The 21640-nt window shown below is 73.8% G+C and carries 22 protein-coding genes; 10 read left to right on the top strand and 12 right to left on the bottom strand.

The genetic code is table 11. The features are described 5' to 3' along the window. Positions 1-37 precede the first annotated feature (37 nt). A complete protein-coding gene (gene murC, locus ELQ39_RS06345; RefSeq protein ID WP_225625117.1) occupies positions 38-1426 on the top strand; it encodes a UDP-N-acetylmuramate--L-alanine ligase in 1389 nt (462 codons plus the stop codon). Between the two features lie 14 nt (positions 1427-1440). Continuing rightward, entirely contained in the window at positions 1441-1848 is a 408-nt protein-coding gene (gene msrB / locus ELQ39_RS06340; protein ID WP_019523432.1) for a peptide-methionine (R)-S-oxide reductase MsrB, read from the top strand. 16 nt (positions 1849-1864) lie between these two features. Here the strand turns inward: msrB and ELQ39_RS06335 are convergent, their stop codons facing one another. Beyond that, positions 1865-3241 (bottom strand): hypothetical protein, encoded by a 1377-nt coding sequence (locus tag ELQ39_RS06335; RefSeq protein WP_242591303.1) that lies wholly within the window; start codon positions 3239-3241, stop codon positions 1865-1867. 115 nt (positions 3242-3356) lie between these two features. On the opposite strand from ELQ39_RS06335, the gene ELQ39_RS06330 reads away from it, so the two are divergent. Then, positions 3357-4619 carry a molybdopterin-dependent oxidoreductase gene (locus tag ELQ39_RS06330; protein WP_225625119.1) on the top strand — a complete coding sequence of 421 codons (1263 nt, stop codon included), beginning with the start codon at positions 3357-3359 and terminating at the stop codon, positions 4617-4619. Positions 4620-4642: 23 nt separating this feature from the next. Next, the gene (locus ELQ39_RS06325) at positions 4643-5083 is read left to right on the top strand and encodes a hypothetical protein (RefSeq protein ID WP_242595554.1); all 441 of its coding nucleotides are present in this window, start codon (positions 4643-4645) and stop codon (positions 5081-5083) included. A 116-nt stretch (positions 5084-5199) separates the two neighbouring features. On the opposite strand, the gene ELQ39_RS06320 is transcribed toward ELQ39_RS06325, so the two are convergent. The 3 genes from ELQ39_RS06320 to ELQ39_RS06310 are packed head-to-tail and all read right to left on the bottom strand — an operon-like array spanning position 5200 to position 7279. Continuing rightward, complete coding sequence (locus ELQ39_RS06320; protein ID WP_242591302.1) at positions 5200-5931, bottom strand: class I SAM-dependent methyltransferase; 732 nt, start codon at positions 5929-5931, stop codon at positions 5200-5202. After that, a complete protein-coding gene (locus tag ELQ39_RS06315) occupies positions 5928-6548 on the bottom strand; it encodes a TIGR04282 family arsenosugar biosynthesis glycosyltransferase (protein ID WP_242591301.1) in 621 nt (206 codons plus the stop codon). Before ELQ39_RS06315 ends, ELQ39_RS06320 begins: the two co-directional genes overlap by 4 nt. Continuing rightward, positions 6545-7279 carry a glycosyltransferase family 2 protein gene (locus ELQ39_RS06310; protein ID WP_391671639.1) on the bottom strand — a complete coding sequence of 245 codons (735 nt, stop codon included), beginning with the start codon at positions 7277-7279 and terminating at the stop codon, positions 6545-6547. Before ELQ39_RS06310 ends, ELQ39_RS06315 begins: the two co-directional genes overlap by 4 nt. A gap of 105 nt (positions 7280-7384) precedes the next feature. On the opposite strand from ELQ39_RS06310, the gene ELQ39_RS06305 reads away from it, so the two are divergent. Together ELQ39_RS06305 and ELQ39_RS06300 are read left to right on the top strand one after the other, a co-directional pair. After that, complete coding sequence (locus ELQ39_RS06305; RefSeq protein WP_225640259.1) at positions 7385-8116, top strand: response regulator transcription factor; 732 nt, start codon at positions 7385-7387, stop codon at positions 8114-8116. Positions 8117-8121: 5 nt separating this feature from the next. Next, positions 8122-9231 carry a sensor histidine kinase gene (locus tag ELQ39_RS06300; protein WP_242591300.1) on the top strand — a complete coding sequence of 370 codons (1110 nt, stop codon included), beginning with the start codon at positions 8122-8124 and terminating at the stop codon, positions 9229-9231. Between the two features lie 84 nt (positions 9232-9315). Here the strand turns inward: ELQ39_RS06300 and ELQ39_RS06295 are convergent, their stop codons facing one another. Genes ELQ39_RS06295 through ELQ39_RS06285 form a run of 3 tightly spaced genes read right to left on the bottom strand, consistent with a single transcriptional unit; the run spans position 9316 to position 12498 of the window. Continuing rightward, positions 9316-10305 (bottom strand): NAD-dependent epimerase/dehydratase family protein, encoded by a 990-nt coding sequence (locus tag ELQ39_RS06295; RefSeq protein WP_242591299.1) that lies wholly within the window; start codon positions 10303-10305, stop codon positions 9316-9318. 52 nt (positions 10306-10357) lie between these two features. Then, positions 10358-11770 (bottom strand): sensor histidine kinase, encoded by a 1413-nt coding sequence (locus ELQ39_RS06290; RefSeq protein WP_242595553.1) that lies wholly within the window; start codon positions 11768-11770, stop codon positions 10358-10360. Positions 11771-11808: 38 nt separating this feature from the next. Further along, positions 11809-12498: a response regulator transcription factor gene (locus ELQ39_RS06285; protein ID WP_190001274.1), complete on the bottom strand. Its 690-nt coding sequence runs from the start codon at positions 12496-12498 to the stop codon at positions 11809-11811. 293 nt (positions 12499-12791) lie between these two features. Here ELQ39_RS06285 and ELQ39_RS06280 point away from each other — a divergent pair, with 293 nt between their 5' ends. The 4 genes from ELQ39_RS06280 (at position 12792) to ELQ39_RS06265 (ending at position 16331) form a co-directional block, all read left to right on the top strand. After that, positions 12792-13943: an ABC transporter ATP-binding protein gene (locus ELQ39_RS06280; protein ID WP_242591298.1), complete on the top strand. Its 1152-nt coding sequence runs from the start codon at positions 12792-12794 to the stop codon at positions 13941-13943. Further along, complete coding sequence (locus ELQ39_RS06275) at positions 13940-14638, top strand: ABC transporter permease (protein WP_242591297.1); 699 nt, start codon at positions 13940-13942, stop codon at positions 14636-14638. The genes ELQ39_RS06280 and ELQ39_RS06275 overlap by 4 nt, the downstream gene beginning before the upstream one ends. After that, a complete protein-coding gene (locus tag ELQ39_RS06270; RefSeq protein WP_242591296.1) occupies positions 14635-15300 on the top strand; it encodes an ABC transporter permease in 666 nt (221 codons plus the stop codon). Before ELQ39_RS06275 ends, ELQ39_RS06270 begins: the two co-directional genes overlap by 4 nt. Positions 15301-15374: 74 nt before the next feature. Continuing rightward, positions 15375-16331: an ABC transporter substrate-binding protein gene (locus ELQ39_RS06265; protein ID WP_242591295.1), complete on the top strand. Its 957-nt coding sequence runs from the start codon at positions 15375-15377 to the stop codon at positions 16329-16331. 45 nt (positions 16332-16376) lie between these two features. On the opposite strand, the gene ELQ39_RS06260 is transcribed toward ELQ39_RS06265, so the two are convergent. From ELQ39_RS06260 to ELQ39_RS06240, 5 genes are read right to left on the bottom strand one after another with little or no spacing between them, the layout of a single operon-like run. Beyond that, positions 16377-16976 (bottom strand): GTP-binding protein, encoded by a 600-nt coding sequence (locus ELQ39_RS06260; RefSeq protein ID WP_093766215.1) that lies wholly within the window; start codon positions 16974-16976, stop codon positions 16377-16379. Beyond that, entirely contained in the window at positions 16963-17316 is a 354-nt protein-coding gene (locus tag ELQ39_RS06255; RefSeq protein WP_190001279.1) for a DUF742 domain-containing protein, read from the bottom strand. The genes ELQ39_RS06260 and ELQ39_RS06255 overlap by 14 nt, the downstream gene beginning before the upstream one ends. 1 nt (position 17317) lies before the next feature. After that, positions 17318-17749, bottom strand: coding sequence for a roadblock/LC7 domain-containing protein (locus ELQ39_RS06250; RefSeq protein WP_093766213.1), 432 nt, complete (start codon positions 17747-17749; stop codon positions 17318-17320). Positions 17750-17799: 50 nt separating this feature from the next. After that, positions 17800-20301, bottom strand: a complete 2502-nt coding sequence (locus ELQ39_RS06245) for a sensor histidine kinase (RefSeq protein WP_242591294.1) — start codon at positions 20299-20301, stop codon at positions 17800-17802. 48 nt (positions 20302-20349) lie between these two features. Continuing rightward, positions 20350-21354: a substrate-binding domain-containing protein gene (locus ELQ39_RS06240; RefSeq protein ID WP_190001281.1), complete on the bottom strand. Its 1005-nt coding sequence runs from the start codon at positions 21352-21354 to the stop codon at positions 20350-20352. Positions 21355-21640: the final 286 nt, after the last annotated feature.

The raw sequence follows: 21640 nt of genomic DNA, 5'->3' as shown, positions 1-21640 counted from the left end.
ACGTCGTCCCGCTCGTCGCACCACTGGGAGAACACGCATGGCACCCGGCCTTCCCACCGCCATGGACCGACCGCACTTCATCGGCATCGGCGGCGCCGGGATGTCGGGCATCGCCAAGATCCTCGCCCAGCGCGGCGCGAAGGTGGCCGGCAGCGACGCCAAGGACTCGGCGACCGCCGAGGCCCTGCGCGCCCTCGGCGTCACCGTGCACATCGGGCACGCCGCCGCGCACCTCGCCGACGACGCCAGCTGCGTCGTGGTCTCCTCCGCGATCCGCGAGGACAACCCGGAGCTGCGGCGCGCCGCCGAGCTGGGCATCCCCGTGGTGCACCGCTCCGACGCCCTCGCCGCCCTGATGGACGGCCTGCGCCCGATCGCGGTGGCCGGCACCCACGGCAAGACCACCACCACCTCCATGCTGGCGGTCGCCCTCACCGAACTGGGCCGCGAGCCGTCGTACGCCATCGGCGGCGACCTCGACGCCCCCGGCTCCAACGCGCTGCACGGCACGGGCGAGATCTTCGTCGCCGAGGCCGACGAGTCCGACCGCAGCTTCCACAAGTACGCCCCCGAGGTCGCGATCATCCTCAACGTGGAGCTGGACCACCACGCGAACTACGCGTCGATGGAGGAGATCCACGAGTCCTTCGAGACGTTCGTCGGCCGGATCGTCCCCGGTGGCACGCTGGTGATCTCCGCCGACCACGAGGGCGCCCGCGAGCTGACCCGCCGCCTGGACGGCGCCGTGCGGACCGTGACGTACGGCGAGTCCGCGGACGCCGACGTGCGGGTGCTGTCGGTCGTCCCGCAGGGACTGAAGAGCGAGGTGACCGTCGAGCTGGACGGCGCCCCGCTCACCTTCACCGTGTCGGTGCCCGGCAAGCACTACGCGCACAACGCCGTCGCCGCCCTCGCCGCGGGCGTCGCGCTGGGCGTCCCGGCCGCCGAACTGGCCCCCGCGCTGGCCGCGTACACCGGCGTCAAGCGCCGCCTGCAGCTCAAGGGCGAGGCGGCCGGCGTCCAGGTCGTCGACTCCTACGCGCACCACCCCACCGAGATGACCGCGGACCTGGAGGCGATGCGCTCCGCCGCCGGTGACGCCCGCATCCTGGTCGTCTTCCAGCCCCACCTGTTCTCCCGCACCCGCGAGCTCGGCAAGGAGATGGGCGTCGCCCTCGCCCTCGCCGACGCCTCGCTGGTCCTCGACATCTACCCGGCCCGTGAGGACCCGGTCCCCGGCGTCACCAGCGAGCTGATCATCGAGGCGGCCCGCGCGGCCGGCGCGGACGTGACGGCCGTCCACGACGCGGCGCAGGTCCCCGCCGCGGTCGCGGGAATGGCCGAGCCCGGCGATCTGGTTCTCACCATGGGAGCGGGCGACGTCACCGACCTCGGCCCGCGCATCCTGGACCGTCTGTCGAACTAAGGGGCTGGAACCTCATGCCGTACGACGTGGAGAAGCCGGACGAGCAGTGGCGCGCGGAGCTGTCGCCGTCCGAATACGCGGTTCTGCGCCAGGCGGCGACGGAACCGGCCTTCACCGGTGAGTACACCGACACCAGGACCGAGGGCGTCTACTCCTGCCGTGCCTGCGGCGCGGAGCTGTTCACCTCGGACACGAAGTTCGAGTCGCACTGCGGCTGGCCGTCCTTCTACGACCCGAAGGACACCGACGCCGTCGAGCTGGTCGAGGACCGCTCGCACGGCATGGTGCGCACCGAGGTGCGCTGCGCCCGCTGCGGCTCGCACCTCGGGCACGTCTTCGAGGGCGAGGGCTACCCGACGCCCACGGACCAGCGGTACTGCATCAACAGCATCTCGCTGAAGCTGCGTCCCGCCGGGTCCTGACCTGCGAACCCGCTCCTCACCACCCGGTCAGCACCAGGTGGTTGAGGAGCAGGGCCAGTGCCGCCTGCCCGGCGAGCCAGCCGCGCGGACCGGGCAGGAAGGAACAGGCGGGCAGCAGCCACAGGGCGAACGGCAGCCAGATCCGCTCCGTCTCCGCCTTGCTCATCCCGGACACATCCGCGACCAGCAGCGCCAGGAGCGCGGACCCCACCAGCAGCGCGAGCCGGGTCGCCGCACCCCGGAGCACGGCCGCACGGCCCGATCTCCACAGCTCCGCGCCGCCCCGGCGCAGCCCCGCCACCGTCGCGGGGCCCACGACCAGCACCGTGCACGCCAGGTTCGCCCACACCCAGTAGCCGTACGGGCGGACACCGCCCGCGCCCTGGTGGTAGCGGGTCACCAGCAGCCGGTACGCCTCCCACCAGTCGAAGCCGAGCGCCGTGAACACGGCCGGCGCCACCAGGAAACCGGCGGCCGCGTACAGCAGCGGCCGCAGCCGGCGTGTGCCCAGCAGCAGGACGGCCGCCGCGGTCACCGCGATCAGGGTGAGCCCGTACGACAGGTACACCGTCAGTCCGGACAGCAGCCCGGCGCCGAGACCCGTCCAGCCCGGGCGGCAGCCGGTGACGGCGAGGGACAGCAGGGCGAGCGCCCAGGCGGCGACCGCCGCGAACCAGCCGTCGGCGGAGGTGCCCATCCAGACGGCCGCGGGGGCGAGGACGAGGAAGGACGCGGACCGGCGGGCGAGATCCTCGCCGGCCAGCCGTCGCACGGTGACCAGGACGGCGACGGCCGCCGTGGTGCCGGCCGTGATCACGAACGCCCCGGCCCACGCCCCGCCGCCCAGCCCGATCCGGTCCAGCAGCACGAAGGTGAGGGTGGCGCCCGGCGGGTGCCCGGCCACGTGCGCCGGCCAGTTGTCGGGGGCGCCGATGAGGATGTGCGCGTGGAAGTCCCGCAGGGCCGCCGGGACGTCCCCGAAGCGGTCGACCACCTGGAGGTACTCATGGCGGGTGGTCAGTCGTCCGGCGACGCCCCGCTGCCAGCCGTCGACCAGGGCCAGCGACCACGTCCAGGCGAGCGCCCCGCCCCACACGGCGAGCAGCAGCGGCCGCCACGGCAGCCGCGCCGCGAGCGAAGGACCGTACGCCACGACCGCCACGGCGACCGCCGACGCGGCCGGGGTGCCCGGTCCGACGTGCGGCATCCAGTCGCCCACGAGGGGCGGCCGGCCGACGCGGAGGGTGCCGTAGCGGTTCTGCAGGTACGTGCCGATCAGGGCGGCGGCCAGCACCAGCGACGCGGCGGCGGCGACGGCGTACCCGTCGCGCCGCGACCCGCGGGCGCGGCCGGCCGGGTCGGGGAGGCCCGTGCGGGGAGGAGTGCGCTTCACGACGTCACACGCTAGGCCTCCCGGCCTGCGGCAAGCAGCTGACGAGCGGCGACGTCAGCGTTTCGTCACCGGTTGCGGACCCCTTCCGGGCGCCGCGCCGACCTACCGTCGGCACATGGCACGGTCCTCCCTCCCCGGCCGCCTCCCGCGCGGCCCCTTCTCGCCCGGCTTCTGGCGCAGCCCGCTGCGCGGCACGTGGTTCACCTCGGTGCTCGGCGTGGTGCTGCTCGCCGGCATCACCGTCCTGTTCGTGACGGGCCTGGTGTCGTACGCGGCGTACAACCCGGATCTGTCGCCGGTGAACGACCGCACCCCCGGCAAGGGGATCCTCGGCTTCTACCTGTTCTCCTGGCCCACCGACCCGCCGTGGCTCTACCGGCTCACCCAGGGCGTCCACGTCACCCTCGGCCTGGGGCTCGTCCCGGTACTGCTGGCCAAGCTGTGGTCGGTCGTGCCGAAGCTGTTCACCCTGCCGCCGGCCCGCTCCGTCACCCACGCGCTGGAGCGGATCTCGCTGATCCTGCTGGTCGGCGGCGCGCTGTTCCAGTTCGTCACCGGCATCCTCAACATCCAGCTGGACTACGTCTTCCCGGGCTCGTTCTACCCGCTGCACTTCTACGGCGCGTGGGTCTTCTTCGGGGCGTTCCTCGCGCACGTGGTGCTCAAGGCGCCGGCCGCCTTCCGGACCCTGCGGCGCGTGCGGCGCGGGGAGGACGAGGAGCCGGACGAGGAACTGACCGCGACGCGGCCCGACCCGCCGACCGTGTCCCGGCGCGGCGCGCTCGGCCTGGTCGGCGGGGGCTCACTGCTGCTCGTCGCCACCTCCGCCGGGCGCAGCTTCGACGGACCGCTGCGCCACACCGCCGTCCTCACCCCGCACGGCGGGTCCGAACCGGGCAGCGGGCCTGGCGCCTTCCAGGTCAACAAGACGGCCGAGTACGCCGGGATCCGCTCCGACGACACCACCGAGGAGGCCTGGCGGCTGACCGTCACCGGCCGCACCGGCGCCGTACGGCTGAGCAGGGCCGACCTGCTCGCCATGGACCAGCACGACGCGGACCTGCCCATCGCCTGCGTCGAGGGCTGGTCCACCTCAGACCAGGCGTGGCGGGGCGTACGGCTGCGGGACCTCGCCGCGCTGGTGGGGTACGACGAACCGGCCGACGTGTTCGTGGAGTCGCTGCAACTGCGCGGCACCTGGCGGCACGCCGCCCTGAGCGCCGGTCAGGTCGCCGACGGGCGCTCCCTGCTGGCCCTGTCCGTCAACGGCGCGGACCTGACCCCGGACCACGGCCACCCGGCCCGCGTCATCGTCCCGGCCGCGCCCGGCGTGCTCAACACCAAGTGGGTCACGCGGCTGACCTTCGGCGAGCTGTGAGGAGAGGTCCCGTGGCCCAGCGCATGCCCCGGCCCGTGCCGGGCAGCCCTTTCCGACTGCTGGTGCTGCTGTGCTCGTTGGCCCTGTGCGCGTACGCGGGCGTGCGGCTGCTCGACGGCGACCGGCTGATGATCACGGTGTGGTTCGTGGGCGCGGCGCTCGTCCACGACCTGGTGCTGCTGCCGCTGTACGCGGCGGCCGACCGTGCCCTGGTCACCGTCACGGCCGGCCGCACGGCCTGGGTGAACCACGTCCGCGTCCCGGCCGCCCTCTCCGGGCTGCTGCTCCTGGTGTGGTTCCCGCTGATCTCCGGCCGGGTGTCGGAGCGGTACGCGGCCGTCACCGCCCTCTCCGCCGACGGCTTCGCGGCCCGCTGGCTCCTGATCACGGCGGCGCTGTTCGCAGGGTCGGCGGTGCTGTTCGCGGTGCGGGCGGGGAGGAGGCGGCCGGAGGCGGCGGAATGAGGGCGCGGAGGCGTCGGACGTGAGGGCGGGGGAGCCGCCCGCCGCGAAGGGGCCGGCGGACCCGCGTGCGCCGGAGGGCGGGAGCCGCAGCGAGCGGCCCGCCCTCCGGCGTGCCGTCAGCCGGCGTGTCCCGTCGCGGGCGCCCGGAGGGCGACGAAGGCGCGGCCGTCCGTGGACCACCGGTCCGCCACGCGCCAGCCGCACGCCCGCGCGCAGCGCAGCAGCGCCGGGGTGCCGAGGCGGGCCCAGGGGAAGGGAGCGCCCGGGCTGTCGTGGGGGCCGGTGACCCGCACGGTGACGCGTTCGTCGACGTCCGGGTACGGGACCGTCTCGGCGAGCAGCAGCCCGCCCGTCCTCAGGACGCGCGCCATCCTGTGCAGCAGCGCGTGCGGGTCGCCGCCGATGCCGATGTTTCCGTCCATCAGCAGCGCCGTGTCCCAGCGTCCGGTGCCGGGCAGCGGATCGAACACCGAGGCCCGCAGCGCCCGTCCGCCGCGCCGGACGGTCCGCGCCACCGCGGCCTCGCTGACGTCGATGCCGAGCGCCCGGCGCCCTTGCCCGCCGAGCGCGGTCACCAGCCGGCCGGGTCCGCAGCCCACGTCCAGCACCGCGCCCTCGCAGCGCCCCAGCACCTCGAGGTCGGCCGGGTCCGGCTCCGCGCACCAGCGTTCCACGTCCAGCGGCAGCAGCCGGCCGTCGGCGCGGCGCAGGAACAGCGGGCCCCGGCCGGTGCGCAGGGCGTCGGTGTACGGGTCGGCCGACCAGGCGGGGCCGGCGGCCGGGAGCGGCCGGGCGGGGGTGCGCTGGGGGCCGAGCGGGGGCGTGGCCGTCGTGCGTGCCCCGCTCACCGGCGGGCCGCCGTCAGCCGGGCCAGCCGTGCGGCGAACCGTCCGTCAGGCGCCGCGTCCGCGACGGCCGCGGCGTCCCGGGCCGTGTCGACGTCCCGCAGCAGCGGCAGGTCCCGTACCCGCAGGCCGTCCAGCCGCCGCCGTTGTGCGGCTCCCGTGCGGGGCGTCGACATGGGCACCCCGCGCAGCAGGTGCGGGTCGGGGTCGGCCAGGCCCAGCGCCCAGAAGCCGCCGTCCACGGCCGGGCCGAACCAGGCGTCGCAGTCCGCGAAGTCCACCGTCAGCAGCTCCGGCGTGACCTGCGGGGTGTCCATGCCGATGAGCAGGGCGGGCCCGTCGCAGCCGGCGAACGCGCCGGCCAGCCGCTCGTCGAGACCGCCCGCACACTGCGGCACGACCTCCACGCCGGCCGGCAGCCACGGCCCGGGCGCCCCGTCCAGCACCAGCACCCGGCGCCGCGCGGGCGTGCGCGCCACCGCGTCGAGGGTGTCGGCGAGCGCGGCCTCGGCGAGCGCCGCCGCCTCCTCCGGCGTGAACGGCGGGGTCAGCCTGGTCTTCACCCGTCCCGGCCGCGGCTCCTTCGCGATGACCAGCAGCGTCACCTCCGGCGCGGTCACGGAGTCACCTCCTCGCGTGTGGGCGGCCCCTGGAGCACCCGGCTCATGTCCCGGACGGCCTGGTAGGTGCCGCGCCAGGTGCCGGTCACCTTGGAGGCGCCGGTGCGCGGGGTGTACGGCACGTCGTGCTCGGTGATCCGCCAGCCGGCGTCGGCGGCGCGCACCACCATCTCCAGCGGGTAGCCGCTGCGCCGGTCGGTCAGGTCCAGCGCGAGCAGCTCCTCGCGCCGGGCGGCCCGCAGCGGGCCCAGGTCGCGCAGCCGCAGTCCGGTTCGGCGGCGCAGCAGCAGGGAGAGGGCCGCGTTGCCCGCGCGGGCGTGCGGCGGCCAGGCGCCCCGCCCCTTCGGGCGGCGCCGGCCCAGCACCAGGTCGGCGGCGCCCGAGCGGACCTCGTCGACGAACGGCACCAGGTCCGACGGGTCCAGCGAGGCGTCGCAGTCGCAGAAGCAGACGATCTCGGCCGTGGCGGCGGTCAGTCCGGCGTGGCAGGCGGCGCCGAATCCGCGCCGTGCCTCGCGCACGACCGTGGCGCCGAGCTCGCGGGCGACGCGGCCGGAGCCGTCCGTGGAGCCGTTGTCCACGACGAGCGCCCGCCAGCCGGGCGGGATCCGCCGCAGCACCCACGGCAGCGCCGCGGCCTCGTCGAGACACGGCAGGACGACGTCCACGGACGGGGCCGGGCCGCCCGACGGTGGTTCCGGGGAGGAGGGGGAGGTGGTCACGGCTCTCACCCTACGAACGCGAAACGGGCATACCGGGCATCGGCTCCTTACGAAACTCGGACGTCGGCTCCCGCCCCGGACGGTTCGCGCGCGCGGGATGCGAGGCTGGACGGCATGGAACAGCCACCCGCCGGCGGGGCCGGAGCCCGGGTCCTCGTCGTCGACGACGACCCCACCGTCGCCGAGATCGTCACGGGCTACCTCGACCGCGCCGGGTACGTCGTCGACCGGGCCGGCGACGGCCCCGACGCACTCGCCCGCGCCGCCGCCCACCGGCCCGACCTGGTCGTCCTGGACCTCATGCTGCCCGGCATGGACGGCCTCGAGGTCTGCCGCAGGATGCGCGGGCAGGGGCCGGTGCCGGTCATCATGCTCACCGCGCGCGGCGACGAGGACGACCGGATCCTGGGCCTGGAGGTCGGGGCCGACGACTACGTCACCAAGCCGTTCAGCCCACGTGAGCTGGTGCTGCGGGTGGGGTCCGTGCTGCGGCGCGTGCGGCCGGTGGCGGACCCGCCCGCCGACGGCTCCGGCGTGCTGCGGGCGGCCGGGCTCACCGTTGATCCCGAGGCCCGGAGGGTTCTCAAGGACGGGGCCGAACTTGCGTTGACCGTGCGGGAGTTCGACCTGCTCGCGTTCTTCCTCGCCCACCCCGGGAGGGCGTTCGCGCGGGAGGAGTTGATGCGGGACGTGTGGGGCTGGGACTTCGGTGACCTTTCCACCGTGACGGTCCATGTGCGGCGGCTGCGCGGCAAGGTCGAGGACGACCCGGCGCGGCCCCGGCTCATCCGCACCGTGTGGGGCGTCGGCTACCGCTTCGACCCCGCGACGACCGAGGAGGGGTGAGGCAGGTGCGCGACGCTTCGCTCATCGCCCTGTTCGCGTTCCTCGGCGCCACCACGGCCGGGGTGCTCGGCGCGGGCGTTCTGCTGCTGATCCGCCGGCGGTCGCTGACCGCGCACCTCGCGGTCGTCGCCGCCGTCGCGGTCGCGGCCATGCTGGCGGGGACGCTGGCCGTGGCCCGCGCGATGTTCCTGTCGGCGCACGATCTGAGTGTGGTGACGACCGTCGTGGCCATGGCCGCGGTCGTCTCGCTCGTCACCGCGTTGCTGCTGGGGCGGTGGGTCGTCGCACGGAGCCGTGAACTCGCCATGGCGGCCCGGTCGTTCGGGGACGGTGGGGACTTCGCCGCGCCGGACGGGCCGGCCGCGGCCGAGTTCGCCGCGCTGAGCCGGGAGCTGGAGGCCACCAGCGCGAAGCTCGCGGAGTCCCGGGACCGGGAACGGGCCCTGGAGTCCTCGCGGCGTGAGCTCGTCGCCTGGATCTCGCACGACCTGCGGACCCCGCTCGCCGGGCTGCGCGCCATGGCCGAGGCGCTGGAGGACGGGGTGGCCGCCGATCCCGACCGCTACCTCAGGCAGATCCGTACGGAGGTGGAGCGGCTCAACGAGATGGTCGGCGACCTTTTCGAACTGTCCCGGATCCACGCGGGGGCGCTGTCGCTGTCTCCCGCCCGGATGAGTGTGTACGACCTTGTCGGTGACGCCCTCGCGGGGGCGGATCCGCTTGCTCGTGAGCACGGGGTGCGGCTCGTCGGTGACGGGGTGGAGCCGGTGCCGGTGGAGGTGGACGGACGGGAGATGAGCCGGGTGCTGGGGAATCTCCTGGTGAACGCGATTCGGCGGACGCCGGCGGACGGCACGGTCGCGGTGTCCGCGCGGCGGTCGGGGGAGGGGGTGGTGCTGTCCGTCACGGACGGGTGCGGGGGGATTCCCGAGGAGGATCTGCCGCGGGTGTTCGACACGGGGTGGCGGGGGAGCCATGCGAGGACGCCTCCGGCGGGTGCGGGGCTGGGGCTCGCCATTGTGCGGGGGATCGTGGAGGCGCACCGGGGGAGGGCGGCCGTGCGGAATGTCGAAGGTGGGTGTCGGTTCGAGGTGACGTTGCCCGCGGCGGGGTGAGGGTTCTTCACCGCGGGCCGGTGAGGGCTGGTCGCGCAGTTCCCCGCCCCTTGAGGCGTGCTCGTCCCGCAACTCCGAAGGAACCTACGGGGCGCTTGCGAACTCTCTCATTCCCTCCTCGAAGGTGACCTCCGGCTTCCAGCCCAGGTCCGTTCGCAGGCGGGTGGAGTCCGCTGTGATGTGGCGGACGTCGCCCAGGCGGTAGTCGCCGGTGACGACCGGGGACGGGCCGCCGTGCGCCTCGGCCAGGGCGTGGGCCATCTCGCCGACCGTGTGCGGGGTGCCGCTGCCCGTGTTGTACGGGGTCAGGGCGCCGGCGGCCGGATCCGCTTCCAGGGCTGCCACGTTGGCCGACGCCACGTCCCGGACGTGGACGAAGTCCCGTCGCTGGCCGCCGTCCTCGAAGACGCGTGGGGCCTCGCCGCGGGCCAGGGCGGAGCAGAAGAAGGACGCGACCCCGGCGTACGGGGTGTCCCGGGGCATGCCCGGGCCGTACACGTTGTGGTACCGCAGTGACACCGCCGAGCCGCCCGTGGCGCGCGCCCACGCCGCGGCCAGGTGTTCCTGCGTCAGCTTGGTCGCGGCGTACACGTTGCGCGGGTCGGCGGGGGCGTCCTCGGTGACCAGTCCCGGGGCGAGGGCGGCCCCGCACACCGGGCACGGGGGTTCGAAGCGTCCGGCCGCGAGGTCCTTCTCGGCGCGCGGGCCCGGGCGTACGACGCCGTGCTCGGCACACTCGTAGCGGCCCTCGCCGTACACCACCATCGAGCCGGCCAGCACCAGCCGCCGTACGCCCGCGTCGGCCGTCGCGGCCAGCAGGACGGCCGTGCCGAGGTCGTTGCGGGAGACGTACTCGGGCGCGTCGGCGAAGCCGGTGCCGAGGCCGACCATGGCCGCCTGGTGGCAGACCGCGTCCACGCCGTCGAGGGCCGCCCGCACCGCGTCCGGCGCGCGGACGTCCGCCGCCGGGTCGGCGCGGACGTCGAAGACGACGGGTTCGTGACCGCGTGTCCGCAACGCCGTGACGACATGGGACCCGATGAAACCGGCACCGCCGGTGACCAGCACACGCATGACGTCACGCTAAGCCCGCGGCCGCTTCGGACGCGGCTGCGCGCCCGGCACGTCACCGGTCCGTAAGACCCCGGCACGGCAAGCGCATCGTGAAGACCGTCGCCCCCGGCCGGCTCGTCAGGCCGATGTCGCCGCCGTGGGCGCGGACCAGGGAGCGGGCGACCGCCAGGCCGAGTCCGCTGCCGCCGCGGTCGCGGGTGCGGGCCTTGTCGACGCGGTAGAAGCGGTCGAAGACCCGGTCCCGGTGGTCCGCCGGGACACCCGGACCCGCGTCGGCGACCCGCACCAGGACCGCGCCGGCGGTGGCGTCCAGCTCGACGGTCACCGGGGTGCCGGGCGGGGTGTGCACGGCCGCGTTGGCGAGCAGGTTGTCCAGCACCTGCCGTATCCGCTGCGGGTCGAGGCGCAGGACCAGCGGCCCGGCGACGCGGGTGGTCACCGTGAGCGGATGCGTGGGGCGGCCCGCGCGGAACGCGTCCGCCGCCTGCTGCACCAGCTCCGTGAGGTCGGTGTCCGCCGTCCGCAGCGGTGCCTCCACCTCCGCCGCGTCCAGCCGGGCGAGCAGCAGCAGGTCGTCCAGCAGGACGCCCATCCGTGCCGCCTCGGCCCGCAGCCGCGCCAGATGCCTCTCCCTCTCGGCCGGTTCGTTCGCGGCGGCGTACTGGAAGAGGTCCGCGTAGCCGCGCACCGACATCAACGGGGTGCGCAGTTCGTGCGAGGCGTCCGCGACGAAGCGGCGCAGCCGCAGCTCGGCCTCCGCGCGGACCGCGAGGGAGTCGTCGATGTGCTCCAGCATCGTGTTGAACGCGGTGCGCAGCTCGGCCACTTCGCGTCCCCCGTCGCGTCCGTCCGCGCGCAGCGGCAGCCGGGCCGCCGCCTCGGTCAGGTCGTGCGAGGTGATGCCGTGCGCGGTGTGCGCCATGTCGCTCAGCGGCTTCAGCCCGCGCCGCAGCATCCGCCGCCCGAACACCACCAGAGCCGTCAGCGCCAGGGCGAACACCACCACCTGCACGGTGACCAGCCGTTCGACGGTCTTCTCCCCGTCCTCCACCGGGGCCGCGCTGACCAGCACCACCCCCGGCTCCACCTCGCAGCCGCGCAGCCGGTACGTGCCCTCCCCGTCGATCCGCGCGGTGCGCATCAGCTCGGTGTCGGAGTGCGCCATCGCCCGCGCGAGGTCGGCCAGCGGACCGGTGTCGGCGGGCACGTCGGCGGGCCTGCGCAGACTGACCGCGTCCCCGGTGACGTCGTACACCGCCGTGTACCAGCCGTAGTACGGCTTGCGCCGCACCGTGCCGTGCGCCGCCGCGTCCTTGGCCTGAACGGTCTGGATCAGCTTCAGCTGGTCGCCGAGCTGCTGTTCGAGATAGTCCCGCATGTACGCGGTGAGCGCGGTGCCGACGACCGCGAACACCGCCAGCGACAGCACCCCGAGGCCCAGCGCCAGGCGGGTGCCGAGCCGCATCCGCCGGTAGGTGTCCCGCAGCCGCCGCGCGGCGGCCCTCACTCGCCCGCCTGCCGGATCACGTACCCGAAGCCCCGCACGGTCCGGATCAGCGGCACGCCGGTGGCGTCCAGCTTGCGCCGCAGCCGGCTGACCACCAGCTCCACCACGTTGGACCGGCCGCCGAAACCGTACTCCCACACATGGTCGAGGATCTGCGCCTTCGTCAGGACGGTGGGGGAGCGGCGCATCAGGTAGCGCAGCACCTCGTACTCGGTCGGGGTGAGCGCCAGCAGATGCCCGCCGCGCCGCACCTCCCGGGTGTCCTCGTCCATCGTCAGATCGCCCACGCGCAGCACCGACCGGGCGAAGCCGGGGCCCGTGCTGCGCCGCAGGACCGTCCGCAGCCGCGCCATCAGCTCCTCGACCGCGAACGGCTTGACGAGGTAGTCGTCCCCGCCCCGGGTCAGTCCCGCCACCCGGTCGGCTACCCCGTCCCGCGCGGTGAGGAACACCACCGGCACCATCCGCCCCGAGCGGCGCAGCCCGTCCAGCACCCCGAACCCGTCGACGTCCGGCAGCATCAGGTCGAGCACGACGATGTCCGGGCGGAACGCTTCCGCGCGGCGCAGCGCCTCCTCGCCGGTGTGGGCGGTGACCGCCTCCCACCCCTCGTACCGGGCGACTGTCGCCACCAGGTCGGCTATCGGAGGGTCGTCGTCCACCACGAGCAGTCGCACTCTGTCCACCCGCCCATACTGCGTCACCGCTCCCCTCGCGCCCGAGGCCGCTGCACGACCGGGACCTGATCGACAGCGAACCGACAGGAAACGGGAGGCGTCCGACATGCGGTCAGGCCGAGAACGGGTGGTTTGGCACACCGGAATCCGGGCAGGTGGCGGCGTGGCCCCCGGCCGCCCCCACGCCGGGCTCCCGCGAATTCTCCGGGGCCTTGCAGGTGCCGACGTCTACACTCGACCGGCACACCGGCGCGGGCGACCTCGGCCGACCAACTTCTGCCACCCGAAGGGCAAGCGGCGTCTTGATACGGATCGACTCAGTCACGAAGCGGTACCCGGACGGCACGGTGGCGGTCGACCAGCTGTCGCTGGAGATCCCCGACCGCTCGATCACCGTTCTCGTCGGCCCCTCGGGTTGCGGCAAGACGACCACCCTGCGCATGATCAACCGGATGGTCGAGCCCACCGAGGGCACGATCCTCCTCGACGGCGAGGACGTCCAGCGGCAGCCGGTCACGGCCCTGCGCCGCTCCATGGGCTACGTCATCCAGAACGCGGGTCTCTTCCAGCACCGCACCATCGCCGACAACATCGCGACCGTGCCCCGCCTGCTCGGCTGGGGCAAGCGGCGCGCCCGGGAGCGGGCGGCGGAGCTGATGGAGCGGGTGGGGCTCGACGCCTCCATGGCCGGGCGGTACCCGTACCAGCTGTCCGGAGGCCAGCAGCAGCGCGTCGGGGTGGCGCGGGCGCTCGCCGCGGACCCGCCGGTGCTGCTGATGGACGAGCCGTTCTCGGCCGTCGACCCGGTGGTGCGCAAGGGCCTCCAGGACGAACTGCTGCGCATCCAGGACGAACTGGGCAAGACCATCGTCTTCGTCACCCACGACATCGACGAGGCCGTCAAGCTCGGCACCATGGTCGCCGTGCTGCGCGAGGGCGGCCGGCTGGCCCAGTACGCGCCGCCCGCCGAGCTGCTGTCGGACCCCGCGGACGCCTTCGTCGAGGACTTCCTCGGCGCCGACCGCGGCATCCGCCGGCTGTCCTTCTTCACCTCGGACGCGCTGGAGCTGACCACCGACGCGGTGATTCCGGCCGACGCGCCCGCCGAACGTCTCGCCGCCGCCGAGGCGCCGTACCTGCTGGTGACCGACGCCGAAGGGCGCCCGCTCGGCTGGCGGGAGCGCGGGAGCGACGGCGGCCGGCTGCTGAGCCACGGGCGTCCGTTCCGCCCCGGCACGGACTCGCTGCGGGCCGCGCTGGACTGCGCGGTCCTCTCGCCCACGGGCTGGGCGGTCGCGGTCGACGCGGACGGCCGGGTGACCGGCGTGGTCTCCCAGCAGACCATCGGCGAGGCCATCCGCGCCGCGCACTCGCGGGCCGAACCGGACCCGGACCCGGACCCGGACCCGGACGCGGACCCGGCGCGCGGCGAGGACGAGAAGGTCGCCGGATGAACGGCTTCTTCGACATCCCCAGCGACCTCCAGCACAGCTGGGCAGGACTTGTCGGGGTGCATCTGCGCGAGGCACTGCTGCCGGTGGCCGCGGGCCTGCTGCTCGCCCTGCCGCTGGCGCTGCTGTGCGACCGGTTCCGCTGGCTGTACCCGCCGGTGCTCGGGCTGACGACCGTGCTCTACGCGGTGCCGTCCCTCGCCTTCTTCGTCGTGCTCATCGACTGGACGGGCCAGAGCGAGCTGACCGTGATGATCCCGCTGGCCCTCTACAGCCTGGTGGTGCTGGTCCCGGCGATCGCCGACGGCGTGCGCTCGGTGCCGGACGAGACCCTCTCCGCCGCCACCGCCATGGGCTTCGGTCCCGTACGGCGGTACCTCCAGGTGCAGTTGCCGGTCGCCGCGCCCGCGATCATCGCGGGCCTGCGGGTCGCCACCGCGTCCAGCATCTCCCTGGTGAGCGTCGGCGCCCTCATCGGCAACCAGGGGGCCCTCGGCAACCTGATGGCCGCCGCGCAGAAGTACGACCGGCCCGAACTCGCGGCGAACGCCGTGCTGACGACGGCGGTCCTGGCGATCCTGTGCGACGCCGCGCTGGTCGCCCTGCGCCGGGTGCTGACCCCGTGGATGCCCCGCTCCGGACGGGAGCGGACCGCCGTCCCGCGCGAGGAACTTCTCGCGAAGGGCGCCGCCCGGTGAACGTCCTCAACTTCGTCCAGGCGTTCTTCGGCGACAGCGCCCACTGGCACGGTTACGACGGCATCCCGTCCCGCTTCCTGGAACACGTCCGGTACACCGTGCTGGCCCTCGCGGCCGCCGCGGCGATCGGCCTGCCCGTCGGACTGCTGACCGGGCACACCGGACGCGGCGGCAACGCGATCGCCGTCGTGGCCAACGCCGCCCGTGCCCTGCCCAGTTTCGGCCTGCTGGTGCTCTCCGTGCTGCTGATCGGCTTCGGCCTGCTGCCCGTGATGATCCCGCTGGTCGTGCTCGCCGTGCCGCCCATCCTGGTGACCACGTACGAGGCGGTCCGCACCGTCGACCCCGCCCCGGTCGACGCGGCGCGCGGGATGGGGATGGGCGAGGCCCGGATCCTGTTCCGGGTGGAGATGCCGGTGGCGCTCCCGCTGATCCTCAGCGGACTGCGGTCCGCCGCCGTCCAGATCGTGTCCACGGCCACCATCGCCGCCTACGTGAGCCTCGGCGGGCTGGGCCGGTACGTCATCGACGGGCTCTACCAGCGCGACTACGAGAAGGTCGTCGGCGGGGCGACGCTGGTGGCGGTCCTCGCCCTGATCACGCTCGCGCTGTTCTGGGCCGTGGGGCGGTTCGCGGTGTCGCCCGGAGTGCGCCGCCGCTGATATTCGATCAGTTGTACGACAAATGTGACCTGACGTCCTTGACCGGGCGCCGGACGGCTGGATTGGATCGGTGAATGACTTCTACGGCGAAGAGCAGCAGATCGAGGACGAGGCACCACGGGGCGGCGGCGGCCGCGCTCGCCGCCGCGACGGCGCTGCTCACGGCATGTTCCTCCGGGGACACCTCCGACAACCCGCTCGACGGTGACAAGGCCGAGGCGGGCACGGTCGTCGTCGGCTCGAACAACTTCGCCGAGTCCACCCTGCTCGCCGACATCTACGGCGAGGCGCTGCGCGCCAAGGGCCTCAAGGTCACCTACAAGCACAACATCGGCAGCCGTGAGACCACCTACGGCCTGATGAGGAACGGCTCGGTGACGGTCCTTCCGGAGTGCAACGGCTCCCTCCTCGCCTACCTCGACCCGAAGGCCGAGCAGACCTCCGCCGACGCGGTCGACGAGGCGGTGAAGGCCAAGCTGGACAAGCAGCTCACCCTGCTGGAGTCCTCGCCCGCCGAGGACAAGGACTCGGTCGCCCTCAACGCGGCCACGGCGAAGAAGTACGGCCTCACCGCCGAGTCCACGCTCGCCGACCTCAAGGAGGCCGCGCCCGAGCTGGTGATCGGCGGCTCGCCCGAGTTCCAGACCCGGCAGCAGGGCCTGAAGGGGCTGGAGACGGTCTACGGGCTGACGTTCAAGTCCTTCAAGGCGCTGGACGCGGGCGGCCCCCTGACCCAGGCGGCCCTCGCGCAGAACGAGGTCCAGGCGGCGGACGTGTTCACCACGGACCCGACCATCGTCAAGGAGAAGTTCGTCGTCCTGAAGGACCCGGAGAACCTCTTCGGGTTCGCCAACGTCACCCCGCTGGTCCGCAAGGACGGACTGCCGCGGGAAGGCGTCGAGGCGCTGAACGCGGTCTCCGCGAAGCTGGACACCAAGACGCTGCTCGACCTGGACGCCCAGGTGCAGCTGGAGAAGAAGGACCCGCTGGACGTGGCCAAGGCCTGGCTGAAGTCCGCCGGTCTCGTCTGAGACCCGTCGCGGGGTGCGGCGGAACGGTCCGCCGCACCCCACGGCTCATCCCGCGGCGGCCGCCGCCTGCGCGATCAGCAGGTCGATCAGCGCGATCAGCACGTCCCGCGAGGACTCCCGCTCCCGCGCGTCGCACAGCAGCACGGGCACCTCCGCCGGCAGCGTCAGCGCCTCCCGGATGTCCTCCACCGGGTAAGGGTGCTCGCCGTGGAAGCCGTTGACGGCCACCACGAACGGAATGCCCCGCCGCTCGAAGAAGTCGATCGCGGCGAAACTCGACTTCGGCCGCCGCACGTCGACCAGGACCACCGCGCCCAGCGCGCCGAGGGCCAGGTCGTTCCACATGAACCAGAACCGCTGCTGCCCCGGAGTGCCGAACAGGTACAGCACCAGGTCGTCGGACACGGTGATCCGGCCGAAGTCCATGGCCACCGTGGTGACACGTTTCTCCTCGACGCCGTCCAGGTCGTCGACGTCCAGGCCCGCCATGGTCAGCGGCTCCTCGGTGCGCAGCGGCCTGATCTCGCTGACCGAGCCGACCATGGTCGTCTTGCCCACGCCGAAACCGCCGGCGATCAGGATCTTGACCGTGTCGGGCGCGCCGCCGTCGGCGGACGCCCGGGCGTCGGTGTCAGAGCCGGCCAAGGCCTTCCCTCACTTTCTGCAGCAGGTCCGGATCCGGGGTGGTGACGGAACGCGGCGGGCGGACGGTGATCCGGCCCGCCTCCAGCAGGTCGCAGAGCATGATGACGACGACGCTCACCGGCAGGTCCAGGCGTGCGGCCAGCTCGGCGACCGCCATCGGACGGGCGCACAGCCGCAGGATCCGCGTGTGCTCGGGCTGCGGCCGGGCGGCCGTCTCGGGCTGCGGGTCCGCAGCCGTCACCGTCGTGATGAGCGTGAAGTCGGCGCGGCTCGGCCGGGTGCGGCCCCCGGTCAGGGTGAACGGCCGTACCAGCCGGCCCGAAGGGTCGCTCCCGCCCACCTCACACGCCGGGGTCTTCGGCGGGGCCGCCGGCGTCCCGCGGGGCCGCGCTGAGGTGCTCGCCGATCTTCTTCACCAGCATGTTCATCTGGTACGCGACCACGCCGACGTCCGCCTTCGGGCCGGTCAGCACCACCAGATGGGCGCCGGGGCCGGCCGAGGTGAGGATCAGGTAGCTGTGCGCCATCTCGATGAGCGCCTGGCGCACCGGGCCGCCGCGGAAGTCCATGCTGACGCCCTTGCTCAGGCTCATCAGGCCGGACGCGGTCGCGGCCAGACGCTCGGCGTCGTCGCGCAGGAAGCCGGTGGACTTGGAGACCACCAGGCCGTCCTCGGAGAGCACCACGGCCTGGTTCACGTCGGCGACCCGTTCCACGAGTCCGGTGAGCAGCTGGTCCAGCTGGGTGTGAGTGGCGGGCAGGGGGCGTGTCATAACGGGGTTCCTTCGTCGGCGGTCGGCGGTCGGCGGTCGGCGGTCGGCGGTCAGCGGTCGGCGTCGGCGGTCGGGGTCGGGTGACCGGAGGCGGGCGCGGGCACCTGGGGCGGCGCATTCTCGGGCACGTCATCGACGGCGTCCCGCGCCCGGAGCGTGCCCTGCTGGAAGCAGGCCAGGGAGGAGGCGGCGTGCTCGGCGGTGAACTCGTCGTCGCACGGGTCCCCGGCGGAGGGCTCCTCGAGCAGCTCGGCGGCGAGACTGGTCTGAGGCACCCGCCGGGGGAGCGGCGCGAGGCCGCCCCTGCGGGCGGCGCCGGCGCCGTTCTGCCCGGGTGCGGAACCCGTCCCGAGGGAGTGGGCGCCGGCCCGTACGGGCGTGGGACGGTCGCCCGCGCCGCCGCTTGTGTCGGCGGCGTCCTGGCCGGCGGGGGCGTCCTGCGCGGACCCGGCGACGTCCCCTCCGGACGCGGGGTCCTCCGCCTTGCTCGCCGCGCCCTTGCGCGCGGCGCCCGAGCGGTCACGGGCCGGGAGAGGACGCAGCGGGGAGGAGTCGTCCTGCGGGGAGGCGTCCTTCCTCGGGCCGTCCTCGGAGGCGGACGCCTCCCGCGCCGCGTCCGACAGCTCGTCGGCCACGACGACCACCTCGTGCGGGACCAGCACGATCGCCGTCGTCCCGCCGTACGGAGACGGGCGCAGGGTGACCGTGATGCCGTGGCGGTGCGCGAGCTGGGAGATCACGAACATGCCGAGCCGCAGGTCGTCGGCGAGTGCCACCACGTCGAACTGCGGCGGCTCGGCCAAGTGGGCGTTGAGGGACGCGTAGTCCTCCTCGGACATGCCGAGCCCCCGGTCCTCGACCTCGACGGCGAGGCCCTTGGCGACCATCGCCGCCCGCACCGTGACGGGGCTCGGCGCCGGCGAGTACACCGTCGCGTTGTCGATCAGCTCGGCGAGCAGATGGATCACGTCGGCCACCGCGGGCGGCGCGAGCGACACCTCCTCGTCGGCGAACACCTCCACCCGCTGGTACTCGGCGACCTCACCCACCGCGCTGCGCAGGATGTCGATCAGCGCGACCGGCTCGCTCCAGGTGCGGCCGGGGCGCTCCCCGCTGACGATGACCAGGTTCTCCTCGTACCGGCGCAACTGGCTGGCGGCGGAGTCGAGTTCGTACAGGCCCTTGAGGACCTCGGGGTCGGTGTGCCGGCGTTCCAGCGCGTCGAGCTTGCTGAGCTGGAGGTTGACCAGGTTCTGGCTCTGCCGCGCGATGCCCAGGATGATCTTCTGGAAGCCGCGCCGGGTGTCGGCGAGTTCGACGGCGGTGTGCACGGCGGTGCGCTGCGCCGTGTTGAACGCCTGCGCCACCTGGCCGAGTTCGTCGTGCCCGTAGTCCAGGGGCGTGGTCGCCGACTCGGGGTCGACCTTCTCGCCCCGCTCCAGCCGGGCCACGACGTCCGGCAGCCGCTCCTGGGCCAGGCCGAGGGTGGCCAGCCGCAGTCCGCGCAGCCGGCGGGACAGCGAGCGGGTGATGCGCCAGGACAGGCCCACGCACAGCAGCAGCGCGAGCAGCCCCGCCGCGCTCAGCGAGGCGGCCGTCACCAGCAGGCCGCTCGCCTCGTCGGCGCTGCGGTCGAGCAGCGCGTCGGTCTGCTGCCGGAGCATGGCGTTGTACTGCGGAGCGACCTTGTCCATGGCGTCGGACCACCGGTCGCGCAGGTCCGGCAGTTCGACCTCGTGGGCCTTCCCCTCGGCCGGGGTGGCCATGACCTGGTCCTCCACCGCCTCCAGCGCGCGCCACTCGGGGCTCGACAGGATCCGCTCGGTCTGCGTCTTCAGGTCGCCGGTGAGCGCCGGCATGATCTGGTCGGCGACCAGCCAGCGCCGGGTGTGCACCAGCTCGGCGAACTCCCGCCACCGCTCGGCCGCCAGACGGCCGGACGGCCAGGCGAGGGTGAGCAGCGCGTCCTCCCGGGACACCAGCTCCGCCGCGTGCGCCAGGGAGACCAGCGGCTGCGCCTGGGAGGTGAGGTCGCCGTCGTCGACCTGGGACAGTTCCTGGAAGGCGTGGATCTGGTCGTCGATGACCGACGTGTACTGCTCCAGCGCCTCCTCGGCCGTGATGTCGCGCGGGTCGTCGATCTGGCCGCGGTAGTACTCCAGGCTGCCCACCGAGCCGAGCACCGAGTACAGCCGGTCCGAGATCCGCGCCGGGGCCTGCCCGATCGCGTCGGCCTGCCCCATGAGCCGCGCCACGGACCGGTCGGTGGCGCGCCGCTGGGTGACCAGCGCGGACCGTGAACCGTCCGGCCCGGCCAGCCACTCGGCGGTGAGCGCCCGCTCCCGCTGGAGGTCGAGCGCGGCGTGCGTGCCCATCGCGCCGGTGGACCGGCTCAGCTGGGTCTGCGACCGCAGCTCCAGACCTTCGGAGAACATGCGGATCGTGGTCAGGCCCCACAGCGCGGCGAGGGTGACGCAGGGCACCAGGGCGAGCAGGATCAGCGAGAGGCGTATGGAGCCGAGTCGGCGCCGGGCACCTGTCCGTCGAGACATCGTGGTCCTAGAGCTGTCGGATGGTGGGGACGGTACGCACGGCGGCCGTCAGCGGGTTCCGGCGGCGGCGAACCCGGCGACCGAGTCCGCCTCCGCTTTCGTGACGAACGCCGGCCCGGTGAGGACGGGCGCGGCCCCGCCGCCGCTGACGTTGCCGTTGGTCCGGTACAGCCACAGCGCGTCCACGGCGAGGTAGCCCTGGAGGTAGGGCTGCTGGTCGACGGCGAAACGGACGTTGCCGCCGCGCACGGCGTCCACCAGTTCCTCGTTCAGGTCGAAGGTGGCCACCTCGGCCTTGCTGTCCGCCTCGGCCGCCGCGTCCACGGCCAGGAGCGCGAAGTCGGCGCCGTTGGTGACGATGTGGTCGATGGAGGGGTCCTGGCGCAGTTTGGCCGTGAGGATGCCGGAGACGGCCTGCTCGTCGGTGCCGTCCACGTACAGGTTCTCGCTTCGGCCGCGGAACGTCTTCTTCACGCCGGCGCACCGGGCCTCGAGACCGACGTTGCCCTGCTCGTGCACCAGGCACAGCGTGTGCCCGGCCTTCAGCTGGTTCAGCTTCTCGCCGACCGCGCGGCCCGCCAGGCTCTCGTCCTGGCCGAAGAACGTCAGCAGCCCGGCCTTCTTCCAGGCGTCCACGCCCGAGTTGAGGCCGACCACCGGGATGTCCGCGGCCCGCGCCTCGTTGACCGGGCCCTTCATGGCCTGCGGCTTGGCCAGCGTGAGCGCGATGCCGTCGACGCCGTCGCGGACGGCCTGGCGCACCAGGTCGGCCTGTCCGGCGCCGTCCGGGTCGCTGAGATAGGTCAGTTCGATGCCGTCCTTGGCGGCGGCGGCCTCGGCGCCCTTGCGCACCCGGTCCCAGAACTCGTCGCCGTCGCTGCCGTGGGTGACCAGCGCGACCCGCAGGTCCCCGGAGCCGCGCGCGGCGCCCGCGCCGTCGCCCCCCTCGTCCGTGCCGGAGGAGGAGCAGCCCGCCACCAGCAGACCGATCGCGGCCGCCAGGACCGCCGTTCGGCGTCTCGGGATGCGGCGGGACGGAGGACGAGTGTTCATGAGGAGCGCGGACCTCGCTGTGCGGCAGAGCTAAGTGCGGGGGAGAGACACCGGCGGATCCCTGCCACCGTGAGGTACGGCCGTCCGGGTGACTCTCGCTGGCCGGAGCCAACCGCGTGGAACCACTGGTCGTCAAGTGAACAGCCACGCGAAGTGAGGTGCCGCTGCCGCATTGTGATGAACCGTGAGAACCTGCTAAGCGGAAGTGCAGGCTCCGTACAGCATGAGGGGAGGGCGTGCGCGGATACCTCGCGTGCTGTTTCATCTCGCGGCGTACGCCCTGTAT

The organism is Streptomyces sp. GB4-14, from assembly GCF_022696125.1.
Taxonomy (GTDB): Bacteria; Actinomycetota; Actinomycetes; order Streptomycetales; family Streptomycetaceae; genus Streptomyces; species Streptomyces werraensis.
Note: the sequence above shows the minus strand (reverse complement) of the source record. Positions and strands in the feature narration are given on the sequence as shown.

Bases quoted from the DNA above. Each gene is read 5' to 3' on its own strand.
- ELQ39_RS06250 (WP_093766213.1), bottom strand. From the start codon at position 17,749: ATGACACGCCCCCTGCCCGCCACTCACACCCAGCTGGACCAGCTGCTC.
- ELQ39_RS06290 (WP_242595553.1), bottom strand. From the start codon at position 11,770: ATGCGGCTCGGCACCCGCCTGGCGCTGGGCCTCGGGGTGCTGTCGCTG.
- msrB (WP_019523432.1), top strand. From the start codon at position 1,441: ATGCCGTACGACGTGGAGAAGCCGGACGAGCAGTGGCGCGCGGAGCTG.
- ELQ39_RS06295 (WP_242591299.1), bottom strand. From the start codon at position 10,305: ATGCGTGTGCTGGTCACCGGCGGTGCCGGTTTCATCGGGTCCCATGTC.
- ELQ39_RS06240 (WP_190001281.1), bottom strand. From the start codon at position 21,354: ATGAACACTCGTCCTCCGTCCCGCCGCATCCCGAGACGCCGAACGGCG.
- ELQ39_RS06275 (WP_242591297.1), top strand. From the start codon at position 13,940: ATGAACGGCTTCTTCGACATCCCCAGCGACCTCCAGCACAGCTGGGCA.
- ELQ39_RS06325 (WP_242595554.1), top strand. From the start codon at position 4,643: ATGCCCCGGCCCGTGCCGGGCAGCCCTTTCCGACTGCTGGTGCTGCTG.
- ELQ39_RS06305 (WP_225640259.1), top strand. From the start codon at position 7,385: ATGGAACAGCCACCCGCCGGCGGGGCCGGAGCCCGGGTCCTCGTCGTC.
- ELQ39_RS06330 (WP_225625119.1), top strand. From the start codon at position 3,357: ATGGCACGGTCCTCCCTCCCCGGCCGCCTCCCGCGCGGCCCCTTCTCG.
- murC (WP_225625117.1), top strand. From the start codon at position 38: ATGGCACCCGGCCTTCCCACCGCCATGGACCGACCGCACTTCATCGGC.
- ELQ39_RS06245 (WP_242591294.1), bottom strand. From the start codon at position 20,301: ATGTCTCGACGGACAGGTGCCCGGCGCCGACTCGGCTCCATACGCCTC.
- ELQ39_RS06265 (WP_242591295.1), top strand. From the start codon at position 15,375: ATGACTTCTACGGCGAAGAGCAGCAGATCGAGGACGAGGCACCACGGG.